The organism is Spirosoma gilvum (genome assembly GCF_054776815.1).
Genome location: NZ_BAAHBH010000003.1, coordinates 606409 through 623772 on the forward strand (window position 1 = coordinate 606409; position 17364 = coordinate 623772).

The 17364-nt window shown below is 46.9% G+C and carries 16 protein-coding genes; 11 read left to right on the forward strand and 5 right to left on the reverse strand.

Features of this window, described 5'->3' with window-relative positions:
* Positions 1 to 77 precede the first annotated feature (77 nt).
* Positions 78 to 446 carry a hypothetical protein gene (locus ACYVFD_RS10765; protein ID WP_461090006.1) on the forward strand — a complete coding sequence of 123 codons (369 nt, stop codon included), beginning with the start codon at positions 78 to 80 and terminating at the stop codon, positions 444 to 446.
* Between the two features lie 109 nt (positions 447 to 555).
* Here the strand turns inward: ACYVFD_RS10765 and ACYVFD_RS10770 are convergent, their stop codons facing one another.
* Positions 556 to 1704, reverse strand: a complete 1149-nt coding sequence (locus ACYVFD_RS10770; RefSeq protein ID WP_461090007.1) for a glycoside hydrolase family 5 protein — start codon at positions 1702 to 1704, stop codon at positions 556 to 558.
* Between the two features lie 206 nt (positions 1705 to 1910).
* Here ACYVFD_RS10770 and ACYVFD_RS10775 point away from each other — a divergent pair, with 206 nt between their 5' ends.
* Positions 1911 to 2774 carry a sugar phosphate isomerase/epimerase family protein gene (locus ACYVFD_RS10775; protein WP_461090009.1) on the forward strand — a complete coding sequence of 288 codons (864 nt, stop codon included), beginning with the start codon at positions 1911 to 1913 and terminating at the stop codon, positions 2772 to 2774.
* A gap of 140 nt (positions 2775 to 2914) precedes the next feature.
* Positions 2915 to 4576 (forward strand): beta-N-acetylhexosaminidase, encoded by a 1662-nt coding sequence (locus ACYVFD_RS10780; protein ID WP_461090010.1) that lies wholly within the window; start codon positions 2915 to 2917, stop codon positions 4574 to 4576.
* Between the two features lie 46 nt (positions 4577 to 4622).
* On the opposite strand, the gene ACYVFD_RS10785 is transcribed toward ACYVFD_RS10780, so the two are convergent.
* The gene (locus tag ACYVFD_RS10785) at positions 4623 to 5099 is read right to left on the reverse strand and encodes a GNAT family N-acetyltransferase (protein WP_461090012.1); all 477 of its coding nucleotides are present in this window, start codon (positions 5097 to 5099) and stop codon (positions 4623 to 4625) included.
* 2 nt (positions 5100 to 5101) lie between these two features.
* Positions 5102 to 5254: a hypothetical protein gene (locus tag ACYVFD_RS10790; RefSeq protein WP_461090013.1), complete on the reverse strand. Its 153-nt coding sequence runs from the start codon at positions 5252 to 5254 to the stop codon at positions 5102 to 5104.
* A gap of 180 nt (positions 5255 to 5434) precedes the next feature.
* On the opposite strand from ACYVFD_RS10790, the gene ACYVFD_RS10795 reads away from it, so the two are divergent.
* The 4 genes from ACYVFD_RS10795 to ahcY all read left to right on the forward strand — a co-directional run bounded on the left by ACYVFD_RS10795 (position 5435) and on the right by ahcY (position 11155).
* Complete coding sequence (locus tag ACYVFD_RS10795) at positions 5435 to 8068, forward strand: hypothetical protein (RefSeq protein WP_461090014.1); 2634 nt, start codon at positions 5435 to 5437, stop codon at positions 8066 to 8068.
* Between the two features lie 8 nt (positions 8069 to 8076).
* The gene (locus tag ACYVFD_RS10800; protein ID WP_461090015.1) at positions 8077 to 9102 is read left to right on the forward strand and encodes a hypothetical protein; all 1026 of its coding nucleotides are present in this window, start codon (positions 8077 to 8079) and stop codon (positions 9100 to 9102) included.
* A 72-nt stretch (positions 9103 to 9174) separates the two neighbouring features.
* On the forward strand, positions 9175 to 9639 hold the full coding sequence (locus tag ACYVFD_RS10805) for a RidA family protein (protein WP_461090016.1): 465 nt from the start codon (positions 9175 to 9177) through the stop codon (positions 9637 to 9639).
* Between the two features lie 205 nt (positions 9640 to 9844).
* The gene (gene ahcY, locus ACYVFD_RS10810; protein WP_461090017.1) at positions 9845 to 11155 is read left to right on the forward strand and encodes an adenosylhomocysteinase; all 1311 of its coding nucleotides are present in this window, start codon (positions 9845 to 9847) and stop codon (positions 11153 to 11155) included.
* A gap of 62 nt (positions 11156 to 11217) precedes the next feature.
* On the opposite strand, the gene ACYVFD_RS10815 is transcribed toward ahcY, so the two are convergent.
* Complete coding sequence (locus tag ACYVFD_RS10815) at positions 11218 to 12327, reverse strand: T9SS type A sorting domain-containing protein (RefSeq protein ID WP_461090018.1); 1110 nt, start codon at positions 12325 to 12327, stop codon at positions 11218 to 11220.
* A 242-nt stretch (positions 12328 to 12569) separates the two neighbouring features.
* Here ACYVFD_RS10815 and ACYVFD_RS10820 point away from each other — a divergent pair, with 242 nt between their 5' ends.
* From ACYVFD_RS10820 to purQ, 4 genes are all read left to right on the forward strand, one after another.
* Entirely contained in the window at positions 12570 to 13718 is a 1149-nt protein-coding gene (locus ACYVFD_RS10820; protein WP_461090020.1) for a hypothetical protein, read from the forward strand.
* Between the two features lie 52 nt (positions 13719 to 13770).
* Positions 13771 to 14511, forward strand: coding sequence for a 5'-nucleotidase C-terminal domain-containing protein (locus ACYVFD_RS10825; RefSeq protein WP_461090022.1), 741 nt, complete (start codon positions 13771 to 13773; stop codon positions 14509 to 14511).
* Positions 14489 to 15415, forward strand: a complete 927-nt coding sequence (locus tag ACYVFD_RS10830) for a bifunctional metallophosphatase/5'-nucleotidase (RefSeq protein ID WP_461090024.1) — start codon at positions 14489 to 14491, stop codon at positions 15413 to 15415. The genes ACYVFD_RS10825 and ACYVFD_RS10830 overlap by 23 nt, the downstream gene beginning before the upstream one ends.
* Positions 15416 to 15533: 118 nt before the next feature.
* On the forward strand, positions 15534 to 16220 hold the full coding sequence (purQ, locus tag ACYVFD_RS10835) for a phosphoribosylformylglycinamidine synthase subunit PurQ (protein ID WP_461090026.1): 687 nt from the start codon (positions 15534 to 15536) through the stop codon (positions 16218 to 16220).
* Positions 16221 to 16346: 126 nt separating this feature from the next.
* On the opposite strand, the gene ACYVFD_RS10840 is transcribed toward purQ, so the two are convergent.
* Positions 16347 to 17240, reverse strand: a complete 894-nt coding sequence (locus tag ACYVFD_RS10840) for a cyanophycinase (protein ID WP_461090028.1) — start codon at positions 17238 to 17240, stop codon at positions 16347 to 16349.
* Positions 17241 to 17364: the final 124 nt, after the last annotated feature.

Genomic DNA, 17364 nt, shown 5'->3' on the forward strand with positions numbered 1-17364 from the left:
GTTTAATAAAAAATTTGTTATTTATTATAAGATAATTCTCATTATTGCTATTAGCAAAACCACAGATATTTATAGTTATGAGTAATTCGAATCAACTTCAATACTTCGTCTCACAGTCGTATCGGCAAGTCCAGCTCTCCGTTGAGAAAGGAAATACGCCGTACCCTTATAGTGATTTTTCAAACCAGTTTAATAAGTTGCTGGAAGCATCGGCCGATGAAGCCTACGCCCGTGACCTCACGATTCAGTTAGTGGAAGAAGCTGCACAGTATCGTCAGACTACCGATTATCTGCGTCAGGAAATGGCTTTTGAAGCGCAGGAATCTACATTAAACGATCGGACTACCGCTGTTGCAATCGACCAAAACCATGATGCTGCTTTAACCGAACGCCGATTGAATCGGCATGCTCAGCGCACCAATCATTTGGTGGAAGAATTGGTTTGATGAGTTTTAATTGCAAGTACGACCCCAACGGGGTCGTACTAAATCTGACAGAAAAGTAAGAGCGAAGTAACGCTAGTGGCCTATTACTAACAGGATTAAAAGTCTCTTATCAAACCTTACGAATCAAATCCAATAATTTACGGTCTAATTTGTGGCCGTACCAATCTTCGTACGCTACATCGGTTCGGCCGGAGTCAAGGATACCGAATGAGCCGACAAACTCCCAAAGGGCGAACCCGATTCCATGACTGGATAGGATGTCGAGCACGTCGCTGAACCAGGCCAAAAAGACGCCGTGCGGGGTTTTGTTCCAGCAACCACATTCGCCACAATGAACGCCCACACCTTTGTTGACCAGTTCGATCCAGGGCTGGTAGAACGTTTCGAGCATCGCCCGGCTCAGGTATTTGTCGCCTACCTGTCCCGGCCATTTGGGTTCGGGCAGATGGTCTGGATCTTTATTGGCCCAAGGCGCTTTGTAGTGTGAGATGATGCCAGGATTGTAACCCCGGCAACTCTGGGCAATATCCAGATCGACCAATTCAGGAATTACAGAGCTACCTGTGTTATTCCCATCGGCGATGATCAAATGCTTCGGATTTTCCTTCCGAATGGCGCTGGAAGCGGCCATCGCTACTTTTCGGTACACATCGCCGGGCACTGTACTATGGGGCGAATGCTGGTCGTTCATGTCGGCCCGCATACTGGGTTCATTCAGCAGATCGAAGCTGATTTTCTGCGACGATACATTTTTGTACCGCTTCGCCCACATGTTCCAGTGAAAACAAAAGGCATCGAGAGCCGCCTGGTCTTTCCAAAGATTATACGGTTCGTTAAAACCTGCATTAACACAATAGCCCGGTGCCCGATGTAAATTTAAACTCACATGCAGGTTGTATTTATGAGCCATTGATACCAACTGATCAATTCGGTCAACGGATTGTGGGTCAATCTGATACACTTCTTCGGGCGTTATATTACGACTCCGGTCGAATTTCAGATAGGATGGGTACGCCATTGGAATCCGCACAAAGTCGAAACCCCAGTCCTGCATCCATTTAAAGTAATCCTCCTTCGTGGCGGGTCGGCTGTTGGCCGGGCCGGGTGAGAAGAAATCCAGAAGGTTGAATCCCTTCCATTTCGGCAGTTTGTTTTTGGCTTGAAATACCGGTTGCGGGCCTGCTAGCAGGTTTGACCCTGCCGTACTCAGCGTTGCTGCCAGCAAGCCTGTATTCTGAATAAATGTCCGTCGTTCCATAAAAGAAAGAGAGTGGCTGCTCGTTAATCTACTTGTAGTTTTCGGCTTAGTTAGCGTATGGGGACGGGTGTTTTATTAACGTAGTGATCGACTACTTAAACAGACCTTATCAACAGCGATTTCGATTAGGCAATCAAGTAAAACAGTACTACTAGCGTCTTATAAGGCAAATCTTACATGTTGACGATAAACAGAAACCGATAACCATGAAAAAAGACCTTTTCGCGTTGGGCCTGGCCACGATTTCACTCCTGGGCGTATCCGATGGTTTTGCCCAAAAAGGGAAGCCGTTATACACCTTTCCAATTGGGGTAGAGTCGTACACCTACCGGGCCAGTTTCCCTAAAAATGTCATTGCTACGCTGGACACCATCAAGGCCCTGGGCATCACCGACATGGAAGGGGGAGCACCTAAAGGATATACCGAAGCTGAATTCAAGAAGCTATGCGACGAACGTGGCATTAAAATATCGGCAACAGGTGGCGGCTATGATCAACTGGCTAAGGACCCTACCGATGCGATCAATAAAGCCAAAGCCTTAGGAGCTTCGTACATCATGTGTGCCTGGATTCCTCATGAAAGAGGCCATTTCAACCTTGATAATGCCAAAAAAGCGGTGGACGATTTTAACCGCATTGGCAAAACCATGAAGGATCAGGGAATCACGTTCTGCTACCATAATCATGGCTACGAATTCCAACCCTACGAAGATGGTACGCTGTTCGATTACATTGTAAAAAACACCAATCCCGACTACGTTTCGTTTGAGATGGATATTTTGTGGGCGCAACACGGTGGAGCTGATCCGGTTGCCTTGCTGAAAAGATACGGTAGCCGCTTTAAGCTCATGCACCTGAAAGACCTCAAAAAGGGCATAAAAGGCGACCTGACGGGCGGTACACCCCCCGAAAACGACGTAGTACTCGGCCAGGGGCAGGTCAACATTCCCGAAATTCTACGCTTGGCGAAGAAGGCAGGGGTTAAGCATTACTATATTGAAGATGAAAGCAATAAAGAATACGAGCAAATGCCCAAAAGCATTGCGTATCTAAAAGGATTGCGCGAGTAAGCGGTTAATATTCAGTGCGCCTAATAAAAACACTCCCAATAGACAGCAGCCTATTGGGAGTGTTTTTATTAGGCGCTTCACGCGGCTATTGATTAGCGCATTGCACGTACATTTGTCAGATAAGCCTAAATTCTTTACCTATGAAAAAATTGCTCCTTGCGCTGATTACCGTCATAACGGTAAGTCATGGACTTTATGCACAAAAAGCAACCTATGCGATTATTCCAAAACCCGTTCGACTAGAGGAACGTAATGGAAGCTATACCCTGCCCGTCAAACCGACGATTTCGGTTCAATCGACAAATCCTGAAGTCCGTCAGATCGCCCAGATGTTGGCTGATCAATTAGGAAAATCGACAGGAAAAACCCCTGCAATCGCAACTGGAAAAGCATCGAAAGGAATTTCCTTTGTCCAGACCAAAGATGCGGTTCTCGGGGCCGAAGGCTATACACTTATGGTTTCGCCGAGTCAGATCGTGCTTACGGCAGCCCAGCCACAGGGTTTCTTCTATGGCGTGCAATCGCTCATGCAGTTGATGCCTGCTGCCGTATTCAGCCCAACCAAAGTAGAGGGAGTTACCTGGTCAGTACCTGCGTGTCTGGTTGAGGATCAACCCCGGTATGGGTATCGCGGTTCCATGCTCGATGTAGGGCGGCATTTTTATCCGGTATCATTTATCAAAAAATACATCGACCTGCTGGCCTTGCACAAAATGAACGTGTTTCACTGGCACCTGACCGAAGATCAGGGCTGGCGGATTGAGATTAAAAAATACCCAGAGCTAACCAAGTTTGCCTCGATTCGCCCCCGGACGATGGTTGGCCATTACCGCGATCGCAAATACAGCGATAAACCATACGGCGGTTTTTATACGCAGGACGAAGTGCGTGATGTAGTGAAGTATGCGAAAGAACGATTCATCACGGTGATTCCCGAAATCGAGATGCCGGGCCATTCCGTAGCTGTTCTGTCGGTCTATCCCGAGCTAGGGGCCAATCCTGATCGGGTCATTCCCGTTACCGGAACCTGGGGTGTCCATGACCAGGTCTTATTTCCGCGTGAAGAAACGTTCACGTTTTTGGAAAATGTCCTGACCGAAGTGATGGACCTGTTCCCGAGCCAATACATTCACATTGGTGGCGACGAATGTCCGAAGACCGAGTGGAAACAAAGCAAGTTCTGTCAGGAACTGATGAAGAAAGAGGGTCTGAAGGATGAACACGAACTGCAAAGCTATTTTATCCGGCGCATCGACAAATTTGTTACCTCAAAAGGAAGACGGATCATTGGCTGGGATGAAATTCTGGAAGGTGGGCTTTCGCCGAATGCTACCGTCATGAGTTGGCGGGGTGTAAACGGTGGCATTGCGGCTGCCCGGCAAAACCACGACGTGATCATGAGCCCAACGACCTACTGCTATCTGGATTATTACCAAACCGACCCTAAAACACAGCCTGTTGCCATTGGTGGCCTGTTGCCGCTCGAAAAAGTCTACAGTTTCAACCCGTCGGTCACCGATAGCCTGACTGCTGATCAGGCTAAGCACGTCCTAGGTGTACAGGCTAATATCTGGTCGGAATACTTGCCTACAACGCACTATGTGGAGTACATGGCCTACCCGCGATTGCTGGCCGTTGCCGAAACCGCCTGGACTCCCGGCGAAGCCAAAAATATCGATGATTTTAAACAACGGCTGGAAGCGCATAAAAAACGACTCGACTACCTGAACGTCAACTACTTCGAAGCGCCCATCAACAAAAGTTTCGAGTACGTCTGGCCAGGGCAGACGGCTCAGAAATAGTTTAGTGGTAGGCTGTCGCATCCCGATGCGACAGCCTACCACTAAACTATAAACTCATCTCCATGCGAATGTCGGCGCGGGCGTAGGGCGTGGGTACGCTGGGTACCTCACGAAAGCCTACACTGGCGTACATCGTCAGTGCAGGAGTCAGAATTCGGTTCGATTCGAGCCAGACGGTTTTAACACCAAGTTGATAGGCATAATCAATAGCTGCCTGACAAAGTTTTTTTCCAATACCCTTTCCCTGAGCCATTGGCGACACGGCCATTTTAGCCAGTTCAAATTCAGCATTACCCTGTTCCGGCGATCCGGTATTGACCATGGCGACACAGCCAACAATCTGATCACCTGATTGCGCCAGAAAAATCTGACCGTTGTTAGGTAATACATAAATTTCGGGATGATCCAGTTGCTCCAGATCGTGGGGCTCAACGACAAAATAAGTAGAGATCCATTCAAGGTTAAGCTGCTTGAAATCGGCCTGGTATTCAGGCGAGTAGGGAATGATAGAAATAGCGCCCATCGTTAGTTAGCTGGTTTATTCTGGTTTAACTGGTCCTGTACACGATCGAAAAAGCCTCGCTCAGCCAACTGATCTTCCATTTCCTGGAGCGATTCCAGTAACTGATGTGTCTGTTTGCCAATCATCTCCCGATTGACGGCAATAAACGCATCCATATCGTTAGACCGTTTTCGCTAAACATAAGAAGAACACTATTGAGAGACGATTCTTTGAAACTTGCCATAAAAGCAATACGAATGGAGTAACAAGGGAAATAATACGGGAAAAATACGGATGCATATCGGTTTCTAAACGTCTAGTTTTGTGAGTGTAGCCCACTTTAGTATTACCTATCTATGAAATTCTTATTACTGTCGATATTGGTTTTTCTGGCCTCTTTTAAAGTATTTGGCCAGGGTAAAAAGCCTGACCAACCAGCCTGGGAACGTAAACTGGAAGCTTATAAAGAACGAAAAGATAAGCAGGCAGATCGTAAAGCAGACCGACTAAAAAAGAAGGAATTGCCAAAGGCTGATCGGCAACAACTACGCGCAGCAAAACGAACTTACCAACATGGTAAAACCTTTCCGCCAAACAGCTATACAATCTCATTCGATAAAGATGGTAAGATAGCGGATGGAACTTTTCTGACATCCGCCTATCCCCAGGATTCGATACTTATACTATCCCCGAAAGGCAAGTTACCCGCGTCGGCATTTGTAAGTTCGATTACCAGTGTGTCGGGTAAGCTTGCCGATATGGCCCAAAATAAAAACCCACCCGATTGTGTATGTCAGCCTATTCCGAAGGCTTTAATCTCATCATTTACAGCACTAACTGAGTCGCTGACAATAGCTGATGCAAATCAAGTCCTGGAATACAACGATAGTGATGAATATTTACCCGTAAAACAAGCGTCTGATGCACTCAGGGTGATCGCCAATGGAACTGCTTTGACTTCATCTCCCCCATGTTTAAAAATTACGAATGACCCAAGCCCAGTCGATTATCAACTTGTGCAGCCAAAGCTGGACAATGAGGTTGTCGCAAACCACCTTAAAAAAACGAAAAAGTACTATAAAGGTATTTCTCCGAGTTCGCAACTTGAACTACTATCACTTAGGAGGATTTATAGAGCGAATACCCCCCAGCTAGATTCTCTACTTATGCGTGATTCGCTGCAATTATCGGTATGTATTCCGTGCAAGGTGAGTCTATCATTTCATATTGAAATAGTCAACAAATTAGTATCACTTTATCCATTTATCCAGCTAGGTGAATCTTTGTATAATAAAGTATTATGCGATAACCAGGATTGGATTAATCGCTGGTTGTGGTATACCGGTGGAGAAATACGCTTAAACCCTTTTGTTGTAACAGACCCTGCTCCGTTGATTCGGCAAGCCGATCAACAGATTACATTAGTCGAAAAACAACTAGCCGTATTCCAGACCTATATAGAGTGTTGTCCCGATCGGGAGATAGAGTACAAAGTAGCTAAGGTCCAAGCTGACTCACTTTTAAAAGAACTCAATTTATTAAAAGCTCAGAGAGAAGATCTTGCAGGAAAAGTAAAACTATATAAAGATTGGGTTGCTGAATTATCGGTAAAAAGTAAACCCCTGTATTCGGGAATTTTGCCTGGTTCTACCACGAACACTATCAGTTGGCAACATCACTACGATGCTGCCGATCAGTTCAATTTTGTTACGCCCGTTAACGAATTGCCTGACCTGGTAGCTGAAGATGACAGAGTGGTAGTATTGGTACACAATGTTGAGAAAGGAGATTCTATTTCTCTAAAAGCTACTGAAGAGGCATTTACTCCAAAAACCAAACTTGAGCAGGGGTTAGAACCGTTCTCCGAAGCATTGGCGGCTGCATTCAAGGTTGTGTCGCCAATTAGTGGGCTAACAAATTTCATCAAAGGGCTAGGGGCTAAAAGATCAACGGTTACTCGAGTTGTGGAGGAAGAAGCAGTGATGTTAAGATCAGATATAAAAAATAGTAAAGGGTTTCAAAAAATTACAGGAGAAGATTTCGCCGAGCCACAGGAGTTAAGGCAGCAACTAATAAATTTAGGCTTTGATCTTAAGGCTATTAGATTCTCCAACAAAACTGACCTGTTGGCAATTCAAAGCGCACTGACTGACGGTCAATTAAAAGAGGTTATTTCTAGCTTAATCGATTTAATTAATAGCAACGATAAAGCCAAGTTTGTTCAAAAAGCATTTTTTGATTTAGGAGAGCAGGATGATGTTGCTTATGCAGAATTAATAGCAGAGTATAAGACTAGCCAGACCCATCTGGGCTGGCTAGCTAGTCAAACGGAACCTATTCTTTCTGTATCCTTGAAAGATGACGATACGCCAGCTTTCCGTACGGTTATCGAGTACCCCGAAAAGAAACTAGATATGACTTCGTCAAAAAAAGTGACGTACCAGGTGTTTTTAAACGGGAACAAAGAGGCCGAAACTAAGCGGTTTTACACCAAATATACCCTCGCTCGCTGGTGGCCTACTGTAGGAATCGTGTATGTGCCGGGTAACCGAACCGGATCGGTCTTTAATGACTCGATAGGAACATTTAAACCCAATGACGACTTCGACAATTTTGAAGCATTGGTTGGTGTTAAATATTATTTCAAAAAGACGAATCCGGTCCGAGATCATAAAACAAGTAAACTGATTAAGCAGAAATTTGGTCTTCAGGCAAATATTGATCGCGGTAATGCATTCTGGAGTACAATGTTTTTGACGGGAGGCTTTGGGGTTCGGCATAAGCTACTGCGAAATTACTATCTGGGCGTTGGGGGAGATATTACACCGGGCCTAAGCTGGCAAACAGGCTTCAACTTTATTTTTCAGAAACGTTACCAGTTGGAAAACGGGCGGATAAAGGACGAATACGAACGGCCTAAAGGCTACTTCTATCTGGGTTTGAGTATTGATCCAGGTGTAGTTACCAATTTGATAAATATTTTCAGATAAAAAAGGCCATGAAATACCTACTTACTTTACTGACTCTTGGCCTGCTATTGGCAACCTGCAGGCAGGACTTATTCTTGTATGAAAAGGATGAATTTAAGGGTAAGGTTGTCTTGTCAGATAGCTATCTGGAGTTAGTGAATACGCCAGCTGCTGAAGCGACAATCTATCTGTCAGATAATACAAAAGCAGACCCCTTTCTATATAGTGTCAAGACCGATAAGGAGGGAATATTTCGGTTCGAATATCAACCGGATGTTAGACGTGGTCTCTACATTGTCGGTAAATTCACCAACAGTGCGGGTCTGATTTATACGGGATTTATTAAGTTAGATGCTGCTTTAGTCGACAGGAATGGCGATTTTCTCCTTCAATTAATTCCTCAATACCCAGGTGGTATTCTTAAAGTTACCGTCAAGTCTGATAACAGTGCGACGGCCCAGCCAATAAAGGGAGCCGATGTGCTGCTATTTACCAGCCAACAGCAGGCCAATGCATTTAAAAGTGCCAGCCCGAGTGGTGTCGTTCAGACAATGCAGACCAATGAGAAGGGAACGGCTTTTTTTTATAACCTTAAAACAGCCACCTATTATGCAGCTGCCAAACTAGGCGCAAGTTTTACCGACCAGCAACATATTGATGTTGATCAGAATATTGCCCAAGTCGACAAAGCCAACCCGCTTACATTGCAACTAGTTATTCAACCTACACTTAGCCGTGGAGAAATTGTGGTTACGGTAGTAGATGCAGCCATGCAATCACAAAGTATGCTGAAGGTATTTCTGTTTACAAATCGCCAGGATGCTTTGTCTGTTAATGATATTGATGCCAGCAACAATCCAACCGTGAAAGGCAGTATACGAGATGAGATTACGAATGCTACTGGAGTAGCTACATTTGATAATCTGGATGATGGTGCCTATTTTGTCGCTGTACGTACACAAGGCATTTCCACGAGTCTGTTGTCTCCTTTTGTTTCCAACTCTATTCCAGTTAAAGCGGGAGTCACCCAGCCCGTCACACTTATAATTCGCTAACTGATCGTTCTTGCCAGAGCCAACTAGTATCATCAAGACGTATTCGGTAGTTTTGCTTAAAAACAAAACTGTATGAATCGTTTCTATCGACAATTACTGATGCCATTTTTGCTTCTCGGTACCCATACACTATTCGCTCAATCGCTTCAGTACATCAATCCGCCAGGCTTGTCAGTGTCGAAGGGTTATACGCAGGTTGTTGTGACACAGGGGAGCCGAACTGCGTACATATCGGGCCAGATTTCAGCTAATGCCAACGGGGACATTCTTAACAAAGGCGATTTTCGCGGGCAGGCAAAACAGGTATTTGAAAACCTAAAAACTGCTCTTACGGCCGCAGGAGCCACGTTTAATGATATTATTAAACTTACCTATTATGTGGTCAATACCGATTCCGAAAAGATTAGCATCGTTCGGGAAATCCGTGGGCAGTATGTTACGGGGCCTAATCCACCCGCCAGCACTTACATGGGTGTACAAGGGCTGTACGACAAAGACGTGTTGATAGAAATTGAAGCGGTTGTCGCGCTGAAATAAGCATGTTACTATTATGTGGCTGGATATCAACAGACAATTGCCGTTCGATCAACTGCTTACTAAAGTATTGATTGACCGATAGGGATTCTTCCAAATGGTTCTTATTTTTGCACTTTACTAAGAATCCAAACATCACGGAGAAATAATTAACGTCTATTAGAATAGTATTCTTCGTAATCAGGCCAAATTCCGGTCGTAAACTTATATGCAAACATCAACTTACGTTCCTTACAAGGTTAAGGACATCGCGCTGGCCGAGTGGGGCCGCAAGGAAATCCGGCTTGCTGAAGCTGAAATGCCCGGTCTGATGGCCCTTCGTGCCGAGTATGGTCCGACGAAACCGCTCACAGGAGCCAGGATTGCTGGCTGTCTGCACATGACGATCCAGACCGCCGTACTGATCGAAACACTGGTTGAACTGGGTGCCGATGTGACCTGGTCGTCCTGTAATATTTTCTCGACTCAGGATCACGCGGCTGCGGCCATTGCTGCGGCTGGTATTCCGGTTTATGCCTGGAAAGGGATGAACGAAGAAGAATTCAACTGGTGCATCGAACAGACGCTGTTCTTCGGCGAAGACCGGAAGCCGCTCAACATGATTCTGGACGATGGTGGTGACCTGACCAACATGGTATTTGATGTATATCCTGAATTGATTCAGGGCATTAAAGGTCTTTCGGAAGAAACCACGACGGGCGTTCACCGTCTGTATGAGCGGATGAAAAATGGTACGCTGCACCTGCCTTCGATCAACGTAAATGACTCGGTAACCAAGTCGAAATTCGATAACAAATACGGTTGCCGCGAATCGCTGGTCGATGCCATCCGTCGGGCAACCGATTTGATGCTGGCTGGTAAAGTAGCCGTTGTCGCTGGTTATGGCGATGTAGGAAAAGGCTCGGCCGAATCACTACGTGGTGCCGGTTGCCGGGTTCTGGTCACGGAAATCGATCCAATCTGCGCCTTGCAGGCCGCTATGGATGGGTATGAAGTCGTTCCGATGGATGAAGCCGCAACCCGCGCTCAGATTTTCGTAACCGCTACGGGTAACATCAATATTATCAAAGGCCGTCACTTCAAAGCCATGAAGGATAAGGCTGTTGTTTGTAACATCGGCCACTTCGACAACGAAATCGATATGGCCTGGTTGAACGAAAACTACGGTCATACCAAGAGCCAGATCAAACCACAGGTCGATATGTACGAGGTGGATGGCAAAGAAGTGATCGTGCTGGCCGAAGGTCGCCTGGTGAACCTGGGCTGCGCGATGGGTCACCCCAGCTTTGTGATGTCGTGCTCGTTCTCGAACCAGACGCTGGCTCAACTCGAGTTGTGGGCTAACTCTGATAAATACGAGAACAAAGTATACGTATTACCGAAAGTCCTTGACGAAAAAGTGGCTGCGCTGCACCTGGCTCACGTAGGTGCCAAGCTGGAGCCGCTGGAACAGGAACAGGCCGACTACATTGGTGTAACGGTGGCTGGTCCGTTCAAGTCGGAAATGTATCGGTACTAAGGAGAAAGGAAAAAAGGGAGGAAGGGAACGAGTTGTTCCCTTCCTCCCTTTTTTATTTTAGGCTAGTCAATCAGCACGTTTATGGCCTGCCTGCCAATTCCATTTTGTGACTGGATGTGTAAACGATAAATACCCTGCAGCAACGGCATCTGACTGGTTATTCGAAGAGCATCTGGGGTTTGACCGGGGCTTATGGTTACTGGAACGATCCTGCCCGATGCATCATAAAGCGCAAGGGTAGAAGAGGCTACGTTTTTCGACGATACCGTAAAGCTACCCACATTGGGGTTAGGGTAAACGGATATAGCATTGGTTTCGGTTGCTGGCTCTGCCCGCACAGCAATGATTTTTGATAACTCTGAACTACCTCCTATATCGCGCTGCCGTAGTTGATAGAAATATAGTTGACCCGTTTCTACATCAGCATCGGAAAACGAATAGGTCGTTTGTTGCTGGATTGTTGTCTGGCCTTGTACAAAGCCTATTTTTTCAAAACCATTCGGAGAGTTTCCTTTGAGAATATCGAACCCTTCGTTTTTATCTTCCCAATCCGTAGTCCAATTCAACTCGATCGTTTGGTTTAACGCTTTACCCGTAAAGGAAAGAAGTCTGACAGGAAGCGGAGCCGACCCGTTAATGGTTAAGGTATTGTTTAGTTGAAACGTAGTTCCTCCATTCGTACTCCCCCAGGCATATACCCTAACTCTAACTACCTGCGTCGTCGTGATTGAGAGACTGCTGGTAACCGACAAAGACGAAGTATTGGTAAGAGTACCAGAGGCAATCGTCGTTTCGGCGCCACCCCCAATTGAATAAGCAATCAGGTAATTAGGAGGGCCACCGGCTGTACGACGAATCGAAAGACCAATACCGGTAATGTTTAGTAAGGTATTGGCATTGGGGGTTAATGTAAATTCGAAATAATCAGTAGGGTCTTGCGAAGGACTCGTCCAGCCAACAGCGTTAAAGGCGTCAGCTCCCGCAGCCGGTGTCGTTACGGCTGTCAAGCCTGAGCCCCGTGTAATGGCGGAAGCCGTAATGTTGGGGTCGGTGGAGGTTGGGGGTTGGCTGACCTGGTCACCTGGCGTTCCCGGAAAACTGTACGAAGCTACGGTCTGGGCAAATGAGGGAATTGAGAGAAGGCAAGCTAAGACGAATAAGCGTAATATCATATACGAAAATATAATAAGCTGAGTGGCAGTTCTCCACAAGCAATACTGTGTAATTTGGGCATAAAGCGCTCCTTACTGGAGAGACGGATTACCATCTGGTGCGTTTGGGTGTTTCCGACGGGTAGCTGTCTGAAAAGTCACCGCGTTTATAGTGTATAGGGAGAATTGAGGTCGTTTTTTTTAGTAAGTTCTTTATTATAAAGTCCTTATTTCTAAATTTACGCGCTAGCTTTATTAGCCTGATGATGAAACGTCTACTCTTTATGCTGCTGTTGCTCCCCCTGCTCGTTTCGGGGCAGGTGACTATTGACACGCTGCACTGGAGTGCGACTCGTCGGCTGCTATTGTCTGACTTTCATTCGCCTACGCAGCCCGGTTTGGGCGGTTCGGAATTCTACTATCAGATTGGCTATGAAGTTCGACCCACATCGCTTTGGGGGCAACCGGCTATTGAAGCCTTTTGCCTGATGTTCCGAAATCTTTCATGGGTGTCAGAAACGGCTCGTAACGAACGAACACTCGCCTATAATCAGGTTCTGTTTGATCTGGTTGAAGTGCATACCCGACAGATGAAGGCCAAACTAATTGCGCTCGGGGCCGATCGACGATTTAAGCAGCAGGCTCGTCAGATAGAGTATCTGACGAACTCCGAGTTGGGAGCTGAGGTCAACCTGTTTCGGGCCGAAACGGGTGGGGGTGATGATCTGGAAGCGCTGCTACGCTGGGAGAAACAGGTGGTTCAGCGGCTGCACGACACTCCGGATCTGGTCACTACATACCGGGCCTCGAAAGTAGGATATGGGGTGTTTTTTGGCGGAGGGGGTGTACTGGCCACTGGCCCACTGGCGCAAACGTTCAATTCGGCGGGTGGTGTTGTGTTTGGCCTTGATATCGCTTTTCAACGAACGATGCTGATGCTGCATCCAACCCTTTATAATGGAACCTTGCGACAGGGGTTTTCACACCAGAATCAGACCTGGGAAACGGGTATGCTGATCAGCCCTATGTTATTTGAGGCAGGTTTGGGTCGAATTGTATATGATGGCTCCCGCACTCGGTTGATTCCTTATATTGGGTATCTTTTGCTTGATTTATCGCCTAGTGATCGAAAAAATGAGCAGTATAAAGGCCTATCATTACTAAGTCATGCTCCTACTGCCGGTTTGGCTTTTGATATAAAACTTGGCCAAAATGCGCCTAAACCAGATCGGACAGAGGTTAGCTTCTGGTTTATACGAACGAAACTGTCGTACAGTCCTATCCTCGATGCCAAACCGTTTTCGGGTGGGCTGATTAATCTGCAAATTGGCCTGGGCGGCTTCGGACGGGTTCGAAAGGTGAGCTACAAGCCCGAACCAACAACAATTACGGTATCAGGAAGAGATATTTAAAAACAATTTCTTAATGCAGGATACGCGAGAGTTTCCGAACTTGCAGATGCATATGAAAAAGTCTCTTCTTATACTGACTCTGGCCCTTTTAACGGCCTGTAAGTCGGGGTATCACCTCACTAATCGAACGGCTAATCGAATCGGTGTCGATTCACTGGCAGCAGCATCTGATCCGGCTGTTAATAGCTTTCTGCAGCCGTATCGGCAGAAGCTCGACCAGACCATGAATGAGGTGCTGGCTACCTCAATGGCTCCTATTGAAAAAAAATTGCCTGAAGGACCACTTAATGATATATTGACCGATGCCCTGCTTCAGCAGGCCTCACAACGATACGGCAAACCTATCGACTGTTCGCACCTGAACTACGGTGGGATTCGGGATAATCTGCCCAAAGGAGCGATAACAACAGGATCTATCTTTGGGGTGATGCCGTTTGATAATCAACTGGTTGTGCTAACGCTTACGGGCGATATGCTCAGGCAGTTTCTGAACCATTTTGCGGGAGCTCATGGACTGGTAATGGGTGGCGTTCAGGTGAAAATTCATGATAAACAGGTGCAGTCGGTGACCTTTGCCAATGGGCGCACACTCCAGCCGAACGAAACGTATACTGTTGCCATGAGTGATTATGTTGCCAATGGCGGGGATAACGCGGACTTTCTGAAAAATGCCGTCAAACGCGAAGATATTAACTATTTAATCCGTGATGCCCTGATCGATTATTTTCGTCAGCGGGGCAAAAGCGGTCAACCTATAACACCAACGACGGATGGACGCATTAGCATCGAATAGACGCCAGTTTCTGAAACTGCTGGGAACAGCCGCTGTTGTGGGTTCAGTCGCTCCCGAAGCGCTGGCCAGTACAGGGCATCGCAAATCGACATCCCTGACAATTTTACACACCAACGATGTGCATAGTCGACTGGACCCGTTTCCAATGGATGGTAGCCGCAATGCCGGAAAAGGAGGAGTTGCCCGACGCGCCACGCTGATTCAGAAGATTCGCCAGGAGCAAAGTAACGTGCTGCTTTTCGATGCGGGCGATATTTTTCAGGGAACGCCTTACTTCAATATCTACAAAGGCGAACCTGAGATTTTAGCCATGAACAAACTGGGCTACGATGCCGGAACCATCGGAAATCACGATTTCGACGGGGGCATCGACAATATGGTGACCCAGTTTGGTAAAGCCAGTTTTCCGTTACTGATTGCCAATTATGATTTCAAAAACACGGTCATGGATGGCAAAACCATGCCGTACAAAATTTTCAATAAAGACGGTATCCGGGTAGGTGTTTTTGGCCTGGGTATTCAACCCGCCGGGCTGATCCCCAAAGAGGCTTACAAGGAAACGAAATACCTTGATCCGGTCGAAATCGGCAACGATATGGCTGCAAAGCTCCGGGCAGAACAAACCTGTGATTACGTCATTTGCCTGTCGCACCTCGGGTTTAAATACAATGAGCCGACGGTTTCGGACAATGTACTGGCTGCCAAAAGCCGGAATATCGATCTGATCATTGGTGGTCATACGCATACGTTTCTGGATGCGCCTGTAGCTGTCAATAATCTGAATGGTCAACCCGTCTGGATCAATCAGGTTGGCTTTGCCGGTATCAATCTGGGCCGAATCGACCTCAATTTTGAGCGAGGGAAAGCCGTTTCCAATACCGGAACAGCCGTAGAAGTCAAGTAAAGTCCGTACCTTTGTCAAAGAGTGAAAGAGTGAATGAGCGAGATCGGACCGCCGAAGCGGAGCGAATAGCTGACGCGAGTTTTCTTTCGCTCTTTCACTCTTTCGCTCTTTCGCCACTATGAAATTCGGTGTTGTTGTTTTTCCCGGCTCGAATTGTGATCAGGATGCCGTCGATGTCCTGAAATTGATGGACCAGGAAGTTGTCAAACTCTGGCATAAAGATCATGACCTGCAAGGCTGCGATTTTATTATCCTGCCCGGTGGGTTTTCCTACGGAGATTACCTCCGTACAGGAGCCGTCGCTCGCTTCTCGCCCATCATGAATGAGGTGATTGCCCATGCCAATCGGGGTGGTTACCTGATGGGTATCTGCAATGGGTTCCAGATCTTGGCCGAAGCTCGTTTGGTGCCGGGGGTATTGCTTCAGAACAGCAGTCAGAAATACGTCTGTAAAAATATTTACCTGAAACCCGAATCGAAAGATGCCCTGTTAACGGCGGGTCTGGATAAGGCGGCCTATAAAATACCCATTGCGCATGGCGACGGTCGTTATTTTGCTGATGCCGATACGCTGAAGGAATTGAACGATAACGATCAGGTTCTGTTCCGTTACTGCGACGAATCGGGTGCTATTACCGAAGCTGCTAACCCCAATGGTAGTTTAGAAAATATTGCCGGAGTTAGTAACAAGGCTAAAAATGTTTTCGGTATGATGCCCCACCCTGAGCGGGCAGCTGACTCCGTACTTGGCAATACCGACGGACGGCTCATTCTGGAGCAGGTCCTGAAAACGGTGTTGGTGTAATGTAAAGTCAAGCTTGGTCAGAAAAGTCAAGGGTGGTCAAGAATAGTCAGGTTTTGTCAAGCATGGTCATAAATTGACTGATTACGCTTCACAACACCTGACCATTTTTGGCCACCCTTGACTTTTTTATTTCGCTGGCTCGTTGGCCCGTACGGGTTGTGTCGGAATAACCTTGCGGGTTTTTAGGTCGAATTTCTGACCTTTGCTCAGGTAATAGAAAGGTCCGCCGGTGCTGTTCATGCCGGATGGAAACTTGGCACTACTAGCAATTTGAGCCGCTTCGTAAATGCCTACATACGAAGCCCCCATCACTTCAAACGTATTTTTCTGAACCAGAATAGCCGTTCCTTCGTCGATGCCAATGCCTAGGAGTTCGGGCCGGGCTTTGATTACGTCGATCAGGTCGAACTGTCGGTTTCTTCGCATGACGTGCTGATCGATAGTAACGTTATGGATGAAATCTAATCCCTGCGTATGATCACCGACCATGATCGAATTGCCTTTGGTATCGCCCCGAACCATAAACGACCCCTGAATAGTTGCCCCGGCCGACGTACCGCCAATGATGCCTCCCCGGCTCAGTAGCGCGTTGAACTCTTTGTGTGCCAGCGTATTCAGATACGAATCGGCCAACCGCCAGTGGCGCCCACCTACAAACCAGATGCCCGTCGCTTTGCGAATCGGCGCTACGAACGATTCCTGATTAGCTACCTTGGGGTCACGCGTGTGCAGGATGGTAATATTTTTAACGCCCAGACTCAGCAGTTTTTCTTTTTCGCGGGGTGCACTATTGGCTGAAGAGTCTTCCCCGGCTGTTGGAATAATAATAATGTCGGCTTTGTCGGGTCCACCGGCCAGCTCAACGAATTTATTCCAGAGGTCAGGACCCATAGCGCCACCACCCACGATCATCAACGAACCCTGTTCAGGGCCGATTGTGGGTGGAGAGGAAGGTGCTTGCGCCATACTTAAATGACTCGTCAGCAGGAAGAGAAAGAGGTAGATGAAGTGCTTTTTCATGTCAGATTGTAGTTTGGTTACTGGTGTACTCGACACATTACCAAAGTTAAGCGAATTCATACGTTGATAAAAGGACAGCTTGGGGATGGTATATTCCTACCGATTAAAATTTGCATAAATCGGT

Coding starts and splice junctions, on each gene's coding strand:
- ACYVFD_RS10765 (WP_461090006.1), top strand. CDS start 78: ATGAGTAATTCGAATCAACTTCAATACTTCGTCTCACAGTCGTATCGG.
- ACYVFD_RS10770 (WP_461090007.1), bottom strand. CDS start 1,704: ATGGAACGACGGACATTTATTCAGAATACAGGCTTGCTGGCAGCAACG.
- ACYVFD_RS10775 (WP_461090009.1), top strand. CDS start 1,911: ATGAAAAAAGACCTTTTCGCGTTGGGCCTGGCCACGATTTCACTCCTG.
- ACYVFD_RS10780 (WP_461090010.1), top strand. CDS start 2,915: ATGAAAAAATTGCTCCTTGCGCTGATTACCGTCATAACGGTAAGTCAT.
- ACYVFD_RS10785 (WP_461090012.1), bottom strand. CDS start 5,099: ATGGGCGCTATTTCTATCATTCCCTACTCGCCTGAATACCAGGCCGAT.
- ACYVFD_RS10790 (WP_461090013.1), bottom strand. CDS start 5,254: ATGGATGCGTTTATTGCCGTCAATCGGGAGATGATTGGCAAACAGACA.
- ACYVFD_RS10795 (WP_461090014.1), top strand. CDS start 5,435: ATGAAATTCTTATTACTGTCGATATTGGTTTTTCTGGCCTCTTTTAAA.
- ACYVFD_RS10800 (WP_461090015.1), top strand. CDS start 8,077: ATGAAATACCTACTTACTTTACTGACTCTTGGCCTGCTATTGGCAACC.
- ACYVFD_RS10805 (WP_461090016.1), top strand. CDS start 9,175: ATGAATCGTTTCTATCGACAATTACTGATGCCATTTTTGCTTCTCGGT.
- ahcY (WP_461090017.1), top strand. CDS start 9,845: ATGCAAACATCAACTTACGTTCCTTACAAGGTTAAGGACATCGCGCTG.
- ACYVFD_RS10815 (WP_461090018.1), bottom strand. CDS start 12,327: ATGATATTACGCTTATTCGTCTTAGCTTGCCTTCTCTCAATTCCCTCA.
- ACYVFD_RS10820 (WP_461090020.1), top strand. CDS start 12,570: ATGATGAAACGTCTACTCTTTATGCTGCTGTTGCTCCCCCTGCTCGTT.
- ACYVFD_RS10825 (WP_461090022.1), top strand. CDS start 13,771: ATGAAAAAGTCTCTTCTTATACTGACTCTGGCCCTTTTAACGGCCTGT.
- ACYVFD_RS10830 (WP_461090024.1), top strand. CDS start 14,489: ATGGACGCATTAGCATCGAATAGACGCCAGTTTCTGAAACTGCTGGGA.
- purQ (WP_461090026.1), top strand. CDS start 15,534: ATGAAATTCGGTGTTGTTGTTTTTCCCGGCTCGAATTGTGATCAGGAT.
- ACYVFD_RS10840 (WP_461090028.1), bottom strand. CDS start 17,240: ATGAAAAAGCACTTCATCTACCTCTTTCTCTTCCTGCTGACGAGTCAT.